This is a genomic window from Salinicola endophyticus (assembly GCF_003206575.1).
In the GTDB taxonomy this organism is placed as follows: Bacteria; Pseudomonadota; Gammaproteobacteria; order Pseudomonadales; family Halomonadaceae; genus Salinicola; species Salinicola endophyticus.
In genome coordinates this window covers 887,493-902,169 of the sequence record NZ_PZJO01000002.1, presented here as the reverse complement: position 1 = coordinate 902,169, position 14,677 = coordinate 887,493, and the positions used below count along the sequence as shown (strand labels likewise).

At 67.3% G+C, this 14,677-nt stretch carries 10 protein-coding genes; 8 read left to right on the top strand and 2 right to left on the bottom strand.

Annotated features, from left to right (window positions below; translation table 11 throughout):
* The 3 genes from DOM66_RS06615 to ilvD form a co-directional block, all read left to right on the top strand.
* A partial coding sequence (locus DOM66_RS06615) for an elongation factor 1-alpha C-terminal domain-related protein (RefSeq protein WP_245392369.1) occupies positions 1-985 on the top strand: 985 nt, incomplete at its 5' end.
* Positions 986-1,167: 182 nt separating this feature from the next.
* Positions 1,168-2,079: a serine O-acetyltransferase EpsC gene (gene epsC, locus DOM66_RS06610; RefSeq protein WP_110674357.1), complete on the top strand. Its 912-nt coding sequence runs from the start codon at positions 1,168-1,170 to the stop codon at positions 2,077-2,079.
* A gap of 270 nt (positions 2,080-2,349) precedes the next feature.
* On the top strand, positions 2,350-4,200 hold the full coding sequence (gene ilvD, locus DOM66_RS06605; RefSeq protein ID WP_110689596.1) for a dihydroxy-acid dehydratase: 1,851 nt from the start codon (positions 2,350-2,352) through the stop codon (positions 4,198-4,200).
* 157 nt (positions 4,201-4,357) lie between these two features.
* On the opposite strand, the gene cmoB is transcribed toward ilvD, so the two are convergent.
* Together cmoB and cmoA are read right to left on the bottom strand one after the other, a co-directional pair.
* Positions 4,358-5,398 (bottom strand): tRNA 5-methoxyuridine(34)/uridine 5-oxyacetic acid(34) synthase CmoB, encoded by a 1,041-nt coding sequence (gene cmoB, locus DOM66_RS06600; protein ID WP_110689595.1) that lies wholly within the window; start codon positions 5,396-5,398, stop codon positions 4,358-4,360.
* Positions 5,395-6,192 carry a carboxy-S-adenosyl-L-methionine synthase CmoA gene (gene cmoA, locus DOM66_RS06595; protein WP_110674360.1) on the bottom strand — a complete coding sequence of 266 codons (798 nt, stop codon included), beginning with the start codon at positions 6,190-6,192 and terminating at the stop codon, positions 5,395-5,397. The genes cmoB and cmoA overlap by 4 nt, the downstream gene beginning before the upstream one ends.
* Before the next feature lie 228 nt (positions 6,193-6,420).
* Between cmoA and pgi the strand changes: the two genes are divergently transcribed.
* The 5 genes from pgi (at position 6,421) to serB (ending at position 14,551) form a co-directional block, all read left to right on the top strand.
* Positions 6,421-8,070, top strand: coding sequence for a glucose-6-phosphate isomerase (gene pgi, locus DOM66_RS06590; protein WP_110674361.1), 1,650 nt, complete (start codon positions 6,421-6,423; stop codon positions 8,068-8,070).
* Positions 8,071-8,074: 4 nt separating this feature from the next.
* Positions 8,075-8,731 (top strand): YqiA/YcfP family alpha/beta fold hydrolase, encoded by a 657-nt coding sequence (locus tag DOM66_RS06585; RefSeq protein WP_245392368.1) that lies wholly within the window; start codon positions 8,075-8,077, stop codon positions 8,729-8,731.
* Positions 8,732-8,920: 189 nt separating this feature from the next.
* A complete protein-coding gene (gene parE / locus DOM66_RS06580) occupies positions 8,921-10,801 on the top strand; it encodes a DNA topoisomerase IV subunit B (RefSeq protein ID WP_110689593.1) in 1,881 nt (626 codons plus the stop codon).
* Between the two features lie 168 nt (positions 10,802-10,969).
* Entirely contained in the window at positions 10,970-13,222 is a 2,253-nt protein-coding gene (gene parC / locus DOM66_RS06575) for a DNA topoisomerase IV subunit A (protein WP_110689592.1), read from the top strand.
* Positions 13,223-13,336: 114 nt separating this feature from the next.
* The gene (serB, locus tag DOM66_RS06570; protein ID WP_110689591.1) at positions 13,337-14,551 is read left to right on the top strand and encodes a phosphoserine phosphatase SerB; all 1,215 of its coding nucleotides are present in this window, start codon (positions 13,337-13,339) and stop codon (positions 14,549-14,551) included.
* Positions 14,552-14,677: the final 126 nt, after the last annotated feature.

Genomic DNA, 14,677 nt, shown 5'->3' with positions numbered 1-14,677 from the left:
GCACAGCTTCATCGCTGATCTGCTGGGTATCCAGCACCTGGTGATCGCGGTCAACAAGATGGATCTGGTCGACTACTCCGAAGAGCGCTTCAACGAGATCGTCGCCGAGTATCGCGCCTTCGCCGAAAACCTCGACGCCCCGGACATCCGTTTCGTGCCGCTCTCGGCGCTGGAGGGCGACAACGTCGTCAACCCCAGCGAGCAGATGGATTGGTACGCCGGCCCGCCGCTGCTCGAGCTGCTGGAGACGGTCGAGATCGCCCACGACGCCAACCTCTCCGATCTGCGCTTGCCGGTGCAGTACGTCAACCGCCCGCACCTCGACTTCCGCGGCTACTGCGGCACGCTCGAAGCCGGCATCCTGCGCCCCGGCCAGGCGGTCAAGGCGCTGCCCTCGGGCAAGCGCTCGCAGGTGGCACGCATCGTCACCTTCGACGGCGACCTCGAAGAGGCGTATCCGGGGCAGGCGGTGACGGTGACCCTGACCGACGAAATCGATCTTTCCCGCGGAGACTGGCTGGTGGCGGCGGATGCCGAGGTGACCCAGGCCAGCGCGCTGGAAGCGGACATCGTGTGGATGCACGAGAACGCCCTCGAACCCGGCCGGCTCTACGACTTCAAGCTGGGCACCCAGGAGGTAGCGGGACGGGTGGTCGAGATCGACTACCAGATCGACGTCAACAGCCTGGCGCAGATGCCGGCGGCGGCGCTTGCGCTGAACGCCATCGGGCGCTGCCGGGTGGAGCTGACCGCGAGCGTGCCGCTGGACGACTACCGGCGCAGCCCGGGGACCGGCAGCTTCGTGGTGATCGATCGTCTGAGCAACGTCACCGTGGGCGCGGGTCTGATCCGCGGCGCGGCGGCGGGTCGCGAGGCGAGTGGCGAGGTCGACTGGCAGGCCTTCGAGGTCGAGTTCAACGCCCTGATCCGCAAGCACTTCCCGCACTGGGAAGCGAAGGACGTGCGGGAGCTTTTCAAGCGCTGAGACGCGCTCGCGCGACGCTTCTCTTTCACGATGGCGGCCCCGGCAGCGGGGCCGCCTTTTTGCGTCCCGTGGGTGGGCGAGGCCGTCACCCAGGGGCGCGCGACCCTCGCCGTGGTTGGTCAACGCGGCGTCGAGTCGTATGATATCGCTCCGGCCCGTGCGCAGATTCAAAGGACACGCTCATGCAACACGTCAACTGGCAGCTCGATGGCATCGTCACTCAGCTTCGCGCGACCCGCGAACAGTGGCGCGCCCAGAACGGTCGTGAGAAAGAGCGCGGCTGTCGGGAGCTGCCGTCGCGTCATCGCCTGCGCGATACCCTCGACGTCCTCAGTGGCGCGGTCTTCCCGATGCGTCTGGGGCCTTCGGACCTGCGCAAGGAGAGCGAGGACTTCTACGTCGGCCATACCCTCGACCGGGCGCTCAACGCGCTGCAAGAAGAGGTGCTCCTGGAACTGCGCTACATGGCACGTCTGGACGGTGATCGCGACAGCGACCCCAGCGAGCGCGCCAATCAGATCGTGCAGGGCTTCGCCGACAGCCTGCCGGGGCTGCGTCGACGCCTCGATGGCGACGTCATGGCGGCCTACTACGGCGACCCCGCCGCGCGCAGCGTCGACGAGGTACTGCTCTGCTATCCCGGTGTCCATGCGGTGATCTACCACCGGATCGCGCACTACTTCTATCGCGCCGGCGCCGGCCTGGTGGCCCGTATCATCGCCGAGCTGGCGCACTCCGACACCGGGATCGACATTCACCCCGGCGCGCAGATCGGTGAAGGCTTCTTCATCGATCACGGCACCGGCGTGGTGATCGGCGAGACCGCGATCATCGGCGACCGCGTGCGCCTCTATCAGATGGTGACCCTCGGCGCCAAGCGCTTCCCGGCCGACGAGAAGGGGCATCTGGAGAAGGGGTTGCCGCGCCACCCGATCGTCGAAGACGACGTGGTGATCTATGCCGGCGCCACGATTCTCGGCCGTATCACCGTCGGCCGCGGATCGGTCATCGGGGGCAACGTCTGGCTCACCTGCAGCGTGGAACCCGGCAGTAACATCACTCAGGCAAACATCCAGAGTGGTCCGTGTCCTTAACGACACCTTTCGACGCGCACCCCTGCCGCCGCGTCGTCCTGCGCGGGTGCTCGACGCCCGCCGCTGAGAGGGTGTTTACAAAATGCCTGCGCTCGGCAATACGGCGTTAAAATCGGCCTCAAAATGCTCATTTACCCCGTGTAAACTCCGCTTTTTCGACCGATTTTGCCTTGTCTTGCCTTCGCTCGCCGAATTTGTAAACACCCTCTGAGACCCTGACACGACCCGGGCCTGGCCAGGCCGGCCCCGACCCAGACAGATGAGGACAGCATGCCCGAGTATCGCTCACGTACCACTACCCAGGGCCGCAACATGGCCGGCGCCCGCGCCCTGTGGCGCGCCACCGGGATGAAGGACGACGACTTCCATAAGCCGATCATCGCCGTCGCCAACTCCTTTACCCAGTTCGTTCCCGGCCATGTGCACCTGAAGGACATGGGCCAGCTGGTGGCGCGTGAAATCGAAAAGGCCGGCGGGGTGGCCAAGGAGTTCAATACCATCGCGGTCGACGACGGGATCGCCATGGGCCACGACGGCATGCTCTATTCGCTGCCGAGCCGCGACATCATCGCCGACAGCGTCGAGTACATGGTCAATGCCCACTGCGCCGATGCGCTGGTGTGTATCTCCAACTGCGACAAGATCACCCCCGGCATGCTGATGGCGGCCATGCGCCTCAACGTGCCCACCATCTTCGTCTCCGGCGGGCCGATGGAGGCCGGCAAGACCAAGCTGCTGGACCATGGCCTCGACCTGATCGACGCCATGATCTCCGCCGCCGACGACAAGTACAGCGACGACGAGATCGCCGAGATCGAGCGCAGCGCCTGCCCGACCTGCGGCAGCTGCTCGGGGATGTTCACCGCCAACTCGATGAACTGCCTGACCGAGGCGCTGGGCCTGGCGCTGCCCGGCAACGGCACCATGTTGGCGACCCACGCCGACCGCCGCCGGCTGTTCGAGACCGCGGGCGAGCGCATCGTCTCGCTGGCCAAGCGCTACTACGAGGGTGACGAGGCGCACCTGCTGCCGCGCGCCATCGGCTCCAAGCGCGCCTTCCGCAATGCGATGACGCTGGACATCGCGATGGGCGGTTCGACCAACACCATCCTGCACCTGCTGGCCGCGGCGCAGGAGGCGGAGGTCGACTTCACCATGGCCGACATCGACCGCTTGTCGCGGGAGGTGCCGCAGCTGTGCAAGCTGGCGCCCAACACCCAGAAGTACCATGTCGAGGATTGCCACCGCGCCGGCGGGATCATGGGGATTCTGGGTGAGCTGGATCGCGCCGGGGTGCTGGATACGTCGGTGCCCACCGTCTATGGCGACTCGCTGGCCGTCGCGCTCGACGAGTGGGACATCATGCGCAACCCGACCCCGGAAGTGGTCGAATTCTACAAGGCCGGCCCCGGCGGCGTGCCGACTCAGCAGGCCTTCTCTCAGGCGGCGCGCTGGCCGTCGCTGGACGGCGACCGCGCCGAGGGCTGTATCCGCAGCCTGGAGCACGCCTTCTCGCGCGAGGGCGGCCTGGCCGTGCTCTACGGCAACATCGCCGAGAACGGCTGCGTGGTGAAGACGGCCGGCGTCGACGATGCCATCCTGGTGTTCGAGGGGCCGGCCCATGTTGTCGAGTCCCAGGATCAGGCGGTCGAGCGCATTCTCGCCGGTCAGGTGAAGGCGGGTGAAGTGGTGGTGATCACCTACGAGGGGCCGAAGGGTGGCCCGGGCATGCAGGAGATGCTCTACCCGACCTCCTACCTGAAGTCGAAAGGGCTCGGCAAGGCGTGCGCGCTGATGACCGATGGCCGCTTCTCCGGCGGCACCTCGGGGCTCTCGATCGGCCATGTCTCGCCGGAGGCTGCTGCCGGTGGCGCGATCGGTCTGGTCGAGAGCGGCGACACCATCCGTATCGACATCCCCAACCGCACCATCGAGGTGCTGCTCTCCACCGAGCAGCTGGCGCATCGCCGCCAGGCCATGGAGGATCGCGGTGCCCAGGCGTGGAAGCCAACGATCCAGCGCGAGCGCAAGGTCTCCGCGGCGCTCAAGGCCTACGCCATGCTGGCGACCTCGGCGGACCGCGGCGCGGTGCGCGACCTGGACAAGCTCGAAGAGCGCTAGGCGGTAGATCCCAATGGCTGTCCAGACTGACTGAATGCACCTGGCCGCCATGACCGAGAACGCCCGCTGACCCGCGGGCGTTCTCTTTTGAGGAGCGCTTCTGTGGTGGGCTTCGCGCGGGCTGGGTGCCCCCCGGTATCTATACGAGGCCCTAGGGTCAGCGTTGCGGCTTGCGTGCGATCAGCGTTGCCCTGCGCGGCGCGGGGTAACCTTCGATCGTCCGGCTGCGGTCCTGCGGATCGAGAAAATCGGCCAGCGAATGGAAGGTCATCCACTCGGTGGCGCGCTGCTCGTCGAGACGGGTGACGGTCTCGTCGACGCAGCGGATCGCCTCGAAGCCGCAGCGTCCGAGCCAGTGTGCCAGCGCCCGCGACGATGGCAGGAAGTAGACGTTGGGCATGCTGGCGTAGCGCTCGCCGGGCATGAACACGGTCTGTTCGTCGCCCTCGACCACCAGGGTCTCCAGCACCAGCTCGCCGCCGGGGGCGAGGGCGTCCTTGAGCTGCAGGAGATGCTCCAGCGGCGAGGCGCGGTGATAGAGCACGCCCATCGAGAACACCGTGTCGAAGGCGGCGAGGCGCGGCGGTACGTCCTCGATGCCCACCGGCAGGAAGTGAGTGCGGTGGCCGTCGGCGTCGCCGACGAAGTGACGCACTGCCTGGAACTGGTAGTAGAAGCGCGGCGAGGGGTCGATCACCAGCACGAAGGCGGCCCCGGCGCCGGCCATGCGCCAGGCGTGGTAGCCGTTGCCGCCGCCCACGTCGAGCACCCGGCGCCCGGCCAGCGGCGAGAGGTGCGGCGCCACGCGCTGCCACTTCCAGTCCGAGCGCCACTCGGTGTCGATGGTGATGTCGCCGAGCCGGTAGGGCCCCTTGCGCCACGGCATCAGAATGCGCAGCAGGTTGTCGCAGCGGCGGCGATTGGCGTCGCCGAGGTCGACCTCGACGCTGACCTGATCGGCATCGAGATCGACCCGACGCGCGGCGGGCAGTGGCGGCAGCTTGGCCACCGCCTTCTCCCACGCCGGCAGATCGCCGTGGCGCTGGCGGTCGAGCCCGCGGGCGAGCTGCTCGGGCAGGGCGGCCAGCCAGCGGGTCAGCCCCTGGTCGAGAAAGGCCAGGTAGAGGCGGCGCTCGGCCTCGGCCAGGGTGGTGGCGGCGTCGCGGCTGTCTGCGGGCAGAGCGGAGGGCTGGCTCATGCGGGGTCGCCACCTGCGCTGGTGTCGGCGGTCTCTGTGCTGGCGCCGCCCGCGCGCTCCTTGAAGGCGACCATCGAGGCGAAGTTGAGATACTGGAACCAGGTCGTCACGCGGGCGAAGCCGACCGCTTGCAAACGCGCCTGGTGCTGCGCCAGGGTATCGGGCATCAGCACGTTCTCCAGCGCGGTACGCTTCTGGCTGATCTCCATGTCGCTGTAACCGTTGGCGCGCTTGAAGTCGTGGTAGCGCTCCACCAGCCAGGCGTTCTCCTGCTCGTCGGGGGCGACGATCTTCTCCGACAACACCAGGATGCCGCCGGGTTCGAGCGCCTCGAAGAGCCGCGCGATCACCGCGTCGCGATCCGCCGGCGGCAGGAACTGCAGGGTGAAGTTGAGCACGATCATGCCGCTGGCCCGATAGTCGAGCTCACGAATGTCGCCCTCGACGAATGCCAGCTGATGGCGTGGGGCCTCGGTCTCGGCGGTGGCACGGGCGCGGGCGAGCATCGCCGGTGACAGGTCGACCCCGGTCAGCGCGAACGCCTCCGGTGCCAGGCGCCCGGCCAGCGACAGCCCTACCGCGCCCAGCGAGCAGCCGAGATCGTAGACGTGGGCGCCGTGGCGCAGGTGACGCTCGGCGAGCAGGCCGAGCATGCCCAGGATCTGGCCGTAGCCGGGAATCGAGCGGCGCACCATGTCGGGAAAACACGCCACGACCTGCTCGTCGAACGAAAAACTGGCCACGCGATCGAGGGGTGTCGAAAAGATGGCGTCACGGTAAGATGCGTCAGTCATTGTCGGAAGACTACGTGGAAGATCCGTTTCATCGTGGAAGATCATTTTCATCGGGATCGCGTGAAGCGAGCGACGGGGCACGGCTCACGCCAGGCGTAGTGTACGTTTTGCGCGCCCGGGCTGCACGTGACCGGGATGCACCGGGTGGCCACGCCGGCTTCCTTCGCGCCAGCGTGCCCCGACGCCGCTCGTTCGCCGCCAGTTCCCCGATACAAGGAGAGTCAATCGATGTCGATCCGTGAGACCCAGGCATGGCAGGCGCTCGAGCAGCAGCTCGAGGGTGGCATGCGCGATGTCCACCTCAAGACCCTGTTCCAGCAGCCGTCGCGTTTCGAGACCTTTGCCCTCGAGGCGGCGGGTATTCACCTCGATCTGTCCAAGCAGCGCTGGACGCCGGAGGTGCGCGATCAGCTGATCGCGCTGGCGGAAGAGGCGCGGGTCCCCGAGGCCATCCAGCGCCTGCTCCGCGGTGAGCGGGTCAACCAGACCGAGGATCGCCCGGCGCTGCACAGCGCGCTGCGGCTGCCGCGGGAGGCCAAGCTGGAGGTCGAGGGCGTCGATGTCGTCGGCGAGGTGCACGCGACCCTCGACAAGATGGAGACCCTGGTCGGCAAGCTGCTGCAGGGGCAGTGGCGCGGTGCCACCGGCAAGCCGATCACCGACGTGGTCAACCTCGGCGTCGGCGGCTCCGACCTCGGCCCCTTGATGGTGACCTCGGCGCTGGCCGACTTCGAGCCGGATCACGCACACGAGGTGGCGACCCACTTCGCCTCCACCATGGACGGCTCGCAGCTGGCGGACTTCCTCGGCTGGCTCAACCCCGAGACCACGCTGTTCATCCTGTCGTCGAAGTCCTTCGGCACCATCGATACGCTCTCCAACGCTTCCACCGCGCTGGACTGGATCGCCTCGCGCCTGGGTGGCGACGAGAAGCTGATCAAGCGCTTCCACTTCGTCGGCGTCTCGACCAAGCCGGATAAGATGAGCGAGTGGGGCATCGATCCGGCCAACCAGCTTCTGTTCTGGGACTGGGTCGGCGGGCGCTACTCGCTGTGGAGTGCCATCGGCCTGCCGATCGCCATTCGTGTCGGCATGGACAACTTCCGGCGTCTGCTCGCCGGCGCCCATGCCATGGACGAGCACTTCCGCACCGCGCCGCTGGCCGAGAACCTGCCGGTGCAGCTGGCGCTGATCGGGATCTGGAACGTCAATTTCCTCGATATCCGCTCGCACGCCGTGCTGCCCTACGATGGCCGGCTCAAGCATCTGCCGGGCTATTTCCAGCAGCTGGAGATGGAGTCCAACGGCAAGTCGGTGACCAACGACGACGCCGTGGTCGACTACTCCACCTGCCCGGTGATCTGGGGCGAGATCGGACCCAATGGCCAGCACGCCTTCTATCAGCTCTTGCACCAGGGCACCCAGCCGGTGGCGTGCGACTTCCTGGCGCCGATCAACCGCTACAACGACGTCGAGGACGTGCGCTTCCGTGACGATCTGATGGCCCAGCACCGCCTGGCGCTGGCCAACTGCTTTGCCCAGTCGCGGGTGCTGATGCTGGGTGACGATGCGATCAAGTCCGAGAGCACGCCGCCGAGCTACAAGCGCTACCGCGGCAACCAGCCCTCGACCACGATGCTCTTCGACAGCCTCAACCCGGCCACGCTGGGGGCGCTGATCGCGCTCTACGAGCACAAGGTGTTCGTCCAGGGGGTGATCTGGAACATCGACTCCTTCGACCAGTGGGGCGTGGAGCTGGGCAAGAAGATCGCCACCGAGACCGAGGAGATCATCGCCACCCAGAGCGGGCTCGAGACCCTCGACGACTCCAGCCGCGGCCTGATCGAGGCGATCTGGCGCGGCCAGCAGCAGGCGTGAGCGGGTGCCTGCGCACTCTGCCGTGATGGTGAGCGAGTCCGCCGGTGTTTCTACGCCGGTGGATTCGCTGCTCTACCTGCACGGCTTCAACAGTGCCGGTGCCTCGCCCAAGGCGCAGCTGGTGGCTGCTGCCTGCGAGACGCTGGCGGCGCAGGGCGGGCGCGAGCTGGCCTGTGCCACGCCGGACCTGCCGCACTACCCCCAGGCCGCCCTCGACCACGCCGAGGCGTGCCTGGACGAGCTGCCCGGTACCACGCTGCTGGTGGGCAGTTCCATGGGGGGCTTTCTCGCCACCTGCCTGGCCGAGCGCCACGGCCTGCCGGCGGTGCTGATCAATCCTGCGGTTCAGCCGGCGCGCTTCGTGGCCGATTATCAGGGACAGCACCTGGTCAACGCCTACACCGGCGACTCCTTCACCATCGGCACTGCCCATCACGAGCAACTGCTGGCGCTGCAGTGGTCGCGCCTGGTGCACCCCCAGCGCTATCTGTTGCTGCTGGGCAGCGCCGACGAGACGCTCGATTGCCGCGATGCGCTACACGCCTACGCCGGCTGCCGAACGCTGATCCATCCCGGTGGTGATCACGGCTTCAGCGAGCTGGCGCGCTATCTGCCGGCGCTGTTCGCGCACGGCGGCTGGACGCTGCCGCCGGCGGTCTGACCCTGGCCGCTGACACGTGAGATGCCCGCGTCTGGCGCAACCCGGTACTGATGATTTGAACAGTAGTGTATGATGTCCGCCGCGGTGACGGATACCGCCGATAGTCACGCTTTCGATATCGGTGGCGTCCAGGCCGTGGGACCGCTGCGGCATCACCCCTTCGTTTCTGCAAATACGGCGAGACACTGCATGACGCAATACAGTGCCAGCTCCATCGAGGTCCTCTCGGGGCTCGATCCGGTCCGCAAACGGCCGGGCATGTACACCGATACCTCCCGCCCCAACCACCTGGTGCAGGAGGTGATCGACAACAGCGTCGACGAGGCGCTGGCGGGCCACGCCCACGATATCCGCGTGGTGCTGCTCGACGACGGCGGCATCGAGGTCTCCGACGACGGCCGCGGCATGCCGATCGATCTGCACCCCGAACATGGGGTCTCCGGGGTGGAGCTGATCCTGACCCGGCTGCATGCGGGCGGCAAGTTCTCGCAGTCGAGCTACCGCTTCTCCGGCGGCCTGCACGGGGTCGGGGTCTCGGTGGTCAACGCGCTGTCGACCCGGCTCGAGGTCGAGGTGTGCCGCGACGGCAGCCGCTACCGGATCGCCTTCGAGAAGGGCGAGAAGGTCGAGGAGCTGGCGGTGATCGGCAGCTGCGCCAAGCGCGCCACCGGTACCGTGGTGCGGTTCTGGCCGGAAGCCAGCTACTTCGACAGCCCCAAGCTGTCGCTGCCGCGGCTGAAGCATCTGCTGCGGGCCAAGGCGGTGCTCTGTCCGGGGCTCAAGGTCTCGCTCAAGGAGAGTGACGGCAACGAGAGCGTGTGGCAGTACGCCGACGGCCTGCGCGACTATCTGGCCCAGGCCACCGATGGCTTCGAGGTGCTGCCGGCGGCGCCGTTCACCGGCCATTTCGAGGATGACGAGCAGGCGGTCGACTGGGCGATCCAGTGGCTGCCCGAGGGCGGCGAACCGCTGCTCGAGTCCTACGTCAACCTGATCCCCACGCCGCTCGGCGGGACCCACGTCAACGGCTTCCGCAGCGGGCTGCTCGAGGCCGTGCGGGAGTTCTGCGAGTACCGCAACCTGCTGCCTCGGGGGGTCAAGCTGAGCCCCGAGGATCTGTGGGAGCGGGTCTCGTTCGTGCTCTCGGTGAAGATGCTCGACCCGCAGTTCGCCGGCCAGACCAAGGAGCGGTTGTCGTCGCGTACCGTGGCCGGCTTCGTCTCCGGGGTGGTCAAGGATGCCTTCTCGCTGTGGCTCAACCACCATACCGATCAGGCGGAAGCGCTGGCCGAGCTGGTGGTCAGCGCCGCCCAGCGGCGCCAGAAGAGTGCCAAGAAGGTGGCGCGCAAGAAGGTCACCTCCGGTCCTGCGCTGCCGGGCAAGCTGGCCGACTGCTCGGGCCAGGACCCGGTGGCCAGCGAGCTGTTCCTGGTCGAGGGCGACTCCGCCGGCGGCAGCGCCAAGCAGGCGCGCAATCGCGAGACCCAGGCGATCCTGCCGCTGCGCGGCAAGATCCTCAACACCTGGGAGGTGGAGTCGGGGGATATCTACAGCTCCCAGGAGGTCCACGACATCGCCGTGGCGATCGGTCTCGATCCCGGCAGCGACGACCTCTCCAAGCTGCGCTACCACAAGGTGTGCATCCTCGCTGACGCCGACTCCGACGGCCTGCACATCGCGACGCTGCTGTGCGCGCTGTTCGTTCGCCACTTCCCGGCACTGGTGGATGCCGGCCATGTCTTCGTCGCCATGCCGCCGCTCTACCGCATCGACCTGGGCAAGGAGGTCCACTATGCCCTCGACGAGAGCGAGAAGGCCTCGATCCTCAAGCGCCTGGAGAAGAAGCGTGGCACGCCCAATGTCCAGCGCTTCAAGGGCCTGGGCGAGATGAGCCCGCTGCAGCTGCGCGAGACCACCATGGCGGTGGACACGCGGCGGCTGGTGCAGCTCACCCGCGAGCTCGACGACGGTACGCTGGAGATGATGGACATGCTGCTGGCGCGCAAGCGGGCGAGCGATCGCAAGAGCTGGCTGGAAGACTACGGCAACCTGGCGGATATCGAAGTGTAGCGCCAGGGCGCGCGGCGCCGGGGGCAGGTCTCAGCGGAGGTCATTTGCCAGGGATGGCAAATGTAGCGCCCAGGGAGGGGTTCACAGCGCCTCCGCGAAGACCTGCCGCCGGGTAAGCCGCGAAGAGGGCAGACAATGATTCTTGAACCCTGACCAAGGGCTTAGCGTATGACCATGGATATCCAGGTGGCGGAGGGCGACGTCGAACGCCTTTCGCTCAAGGAGTACACCGAGAAGGCGTACCTCGACTATTCGATGTACGTGATTCTCGACCGCGCCCTGCCGCACATCGGTGACGGCATGAAGCCGGTGCAGCGGCGCATCGTCTACGCCATGCGTGAGCTGTCGTTGACCGCCAACGCCAAGTACAAGAAGTCGGCGCGTACCGTCGGCGACGTGCTCGGCAAGTTCCACCCCCACGGCGACAGCGCCTGCTACGAAGCGATGGTGCTGATGGCGCAGCCTTTCAGCTACCGCTATCCGCTGGTCGACGGCCAGGGCAACTGGGGTAGTCCCGACGATCCCAAGTCGTTCGCCGCGATGCGCTACACCGAGGCGCGGTTGTCGCGCTTCTCCGAGACCCTGCTCGCCGAGCTGGGGCAGGGTACGGTGGACTGGACCCCCAACTTCGACGGCACCCTGAACGAGCCGTCGGTGCTGCCCTCGCGTCTGCCCCACGTGCTGCTCAACGGCGGTACCGGGATCGCGGTGGGCATGGCGACCGACATCCCGCCGCACAACGTGCGTGAAGTGGTGGATGCCACCTGCCACCTGCTGCGCCATCCCGGCGCCAGCGTCGCCGACCTGATGGCCTATGTGCCGGCGCCGGACTTCCCCACCGAGGCCGAGATCATTTCGCCGGCCGCGGACCTGCGCAAGCTCTACGAGAGCGGCCGCGGCTCGGTGAAGCTGCGCGGGCGCTACCTGCGCGAAGAGGGCAACATCGTCATCACCGCGCTGCCGTATCAGGTCAGCGGGGCCAAGGTGCTCGAGCAGATCGCCGCTCAGATGCAGGCCAAGAAGCTGCCGATGGTCGCCGACCTGCGTGACGAGTCGACCCACGAGACGCCGACCCGTCTGGTGATCGAACCGCGTTCCAACCGCATCGATGTCGAGGGGCTGATGGCGCACCTGTTCGCCACCACCGATCTCGAGAAGAACGTGCGCGTCAATCTCAACGTGATCGCCCTCGACGGCCGGCCGCGGGTGATGCCGCTCAACGACATGCTTGGCGAGTGGCTCACCTTCCGCCGCGAGACGGTGCGCCGGCGCAGTCAGCACCGTCTCGACAAGGTCGAGGAGCGCCTGCACATCCTCGAAGGCTTGCTGGCGGCCTATCTCAGCATCGACGAGGTGATCCGCATCATCCGCGAGGAGGACGAGCCCAAGCCGGCACTGATGGCGGCGTTCGGGCTCAGCGAGCGCCAGGCCGAAGCGATTCTCGAACTGCGCCTGCGCCACCTGGCCAAGCTCGAGGAGATGAAGATCCGTGGCGAGCAGGACGAGCTCGAGGCCGAACGCCAGCGGCTGCAGAAGCTGCTGGGCAGTGAGGCGGCCATGACCAAGCTGATCGAGAAGGAGCTGCGCGACGCCGCCAAGGCCTATGGCGACGAACGCCGTTCGCCGCTGGTCGAGCGCAGCGAGGCCAAGGCGCTCTCCGAGGTCGAGCTGCTCGGCGCCGATCCGGTCACCGTGGTGCTCTCCGAGAAGGGCTGGATTCGTGCCGCGCGGGGGCATGACATCGACCCGGCGGGACTCTCCTACAAGGCCGGCGACAAGTTCCATCTCGCCGCCCGCGGCAAGACCAACCAGCCGCTGGTGCTGCTCGACGACAGCGGCCGCAGCTACACCCTGAGCGCCCACAATCTGCCGTCGGCGCGCGGGCAGGGTGAGCCGATCACCGGGCGGGTCAATCCGCCGGCGGGGGCGAGCATGATCGGGTTGATGCTCGACGTGCCCGAGGCGCGCTACCTGCTCGCCACCGACGCCGGCTACGGCTTCGTGGTCAAGCTCGAGGATCTGCTCGGCAAGAACAAGGCCGGCAAGGCGGTGCTCTCGGTGCCCCAGGGCTGCAACGTGCTGCCGCCGCAGCGGATTCCGACCGCTGACACGCTGCGCGTGGCGGTGGTCTCCAACGAGGGCCGGCTGCTGGTGTTCGCGCTCACCGATCTGCCCGAGATGGCCAAGGGCAAGGGCAACAAGATGATCGCGATTCCCGGCCAGCGCGCCGCCAATCGCGAGGAGTTCGTGCGCGACCTGGTGCTGCTGCCGGAGGGCGCGGCGCTGGTGGTGCATGCCGGCAAACGCAAGCAGACGCTCAAGGCGGCCGATCTCGACTACTATGCCGGCGAGCGTGGGCGCCGCGGCAGCAAGCTGGCGCGCGGTTTCCAGAAGGTCGACCGGCTCGAGGTCGAGGGCTGAGCGCGCCGCCACGCGCCACCCTGTGAAGACGACACCGACTGACAAGCGCACGGCCCGGCGCTGCCGGCCGTGCCACTGACGAAAGGGGCGTCGACGGCGCCCCGTGGGGAAAACATGGCACGACGTTTCGTGATAAGAGCCACCGGCCCGGCACGCCCGGGGCAGACCGCTACCCTGAGCACCGCGCTGGCGACGGCAGGGCTGCAGCTGCTGGACATGGATCAGCATGTGGCCTTCGGTCAGGTCCGCCTGGAGGCGCTGGTCGAGACCGACGACGAGGTCGACGTGGCCGCGCTGCTGCCGAGTGCCGGCGACATCTGCGGACTCGACTGCCGGGTCGAGGCGGTCACCCCCGAGATGACCCTCGGCTGGGCCGAGGAGGCCGCTGCACCGCGGTGGGTGCTCAGCGTGCTGGGGCCGCGCATCAGCGCCGAGGTGGTGGCCGAGGTGGCCACCCTGACCGCCAGTGAGGGGCTCACCATCGAGCGTATCAAGCGGTTCTCGGCGCCGCCGAGTCTCGACGCCGCGCCCGAGGCGCTGCCCCATGGTGCCTGCCTGCAGTGGCGGCTGCGCGGCGAGTCCGCCGATCTTCAGGCACTGCGCGAGCGCATGCTGGCGTTGAGCGAGCGTTTTGCGGTCGACGTCACCCTGCAGCCCGCCGAGCTGTGGTCGCGGCACCGCCGTCTGGTCTGCTTCGACATGGATTCGACCCTGATCCAGGCCGAGGTGATCGACGAGCTGGCCCGACGCCACGGGGTGTTCGACGAGGTGGCAGCGATCACCGCACGGGCGATGCGCGGTGAGCTCGACTTCCAGCAGAGCTTCCGCGAGCGCATGCGCAAGCTGGAGGGGTTGGATGAATCGGTCCTCGCCGAGATCGCCGAGTCGCTACCGCTGATGCCCGGGGCGGAGCGTCTGATGCGCCATCTCAAGCGTCTGGGTTACCGCACCGCCATTCTCTCCGGCGGCTTTACCTATTTCGCGCGCTATCTGCAGCAGCGCCTGGGATTCGACGAGATCCATGCCAACGAGCTGGTGATTCGCGACGGCAAGGTGACCGGTGAGGTCGCCGAGCCGATCGTCGATGCCGCACGCAAGGCGCAGTTACTCGAGCAGATCGCTAGCCGCGAGGGGCTCGATCTGGCCCAGACCGTGGCCGTGGGAGATGGCGCCAACGATCTCCAGATGCTGGCCCGGGCGGGGCTCGGCGTTGCCTTCCACGCCAAGCCGCTGGTGCGCCGTGAGGCCGCGCTGTCGGTTTCGACCCTGGGTCTGGATGGCTTGCTCTATCTGCTGGAGTATCCGGAGTGGGCGCTGGTGCCAGAGTGAACGGCATGCGCAGCTGCTGGCACCAGTGAGGCGCTGGTCACTGCGATGCGACCTCGGGTGTATTTTAGTAACAGCAATAGAAGATTTTTGAAATATAGTGTTGTAAATTGTATCTCAGTATCTGCT

Bases quoted from the DNA above. Each gene is read 5' to 3' on its own strand.
- cmoB (WP_110689595.1), bottom strand. From the start codon at position 5,398: ATGAGCCAGCCCTCCGCTCTGCCCGCAGACAGCCGCGACGCCGCCACC.
- pgi (WP_110674361.1), top strand. From the start codon at position 6,421: ATGTCGATCCGTGAGACCCAGGCATGGCAGGCGCTCGAGCAGCAGCTC.
- cmoA (WP_110674360.1), bottom strand. From the start codon at position 6,192: ATGACTGACGCATCTTACCGTGACGCCATCTTTTCGACACCCCTCGAT.
- serB (WP_110689591.1), top strand. From the start codon at position 13,337: ATGGCACGACGTTTCGTGATAAGAGCCACCGGCCCGGCACGCCCGGGG.
- parC (WP_110689592.1), top strand. From the start codon at position 10,970: ATGACCATGGATATCCAGGTGGCGGAGGGCGACGTCGAACGCCTTTCG.
- parE (WP_110689593.1), top strand. From the start codon at position 8,921: ATGACGCAATACAGTGCCAGCTCCATCGAGGTCCTCTCGGGGCTCGAT.
- epsC (WP_110674357.1), top strand. From the start codon at position 1,168: ATGCAACACGTCAACTGGCAGCTCGATGGCATCGTCACTCAGCTTCGC.
- ilvD (WP_110689596.1), top strand. From the start codon at position 2,350: ATGCCCGAGTATCGCTCACGTACCACTACCCAGGGCCGCAACATGGCC.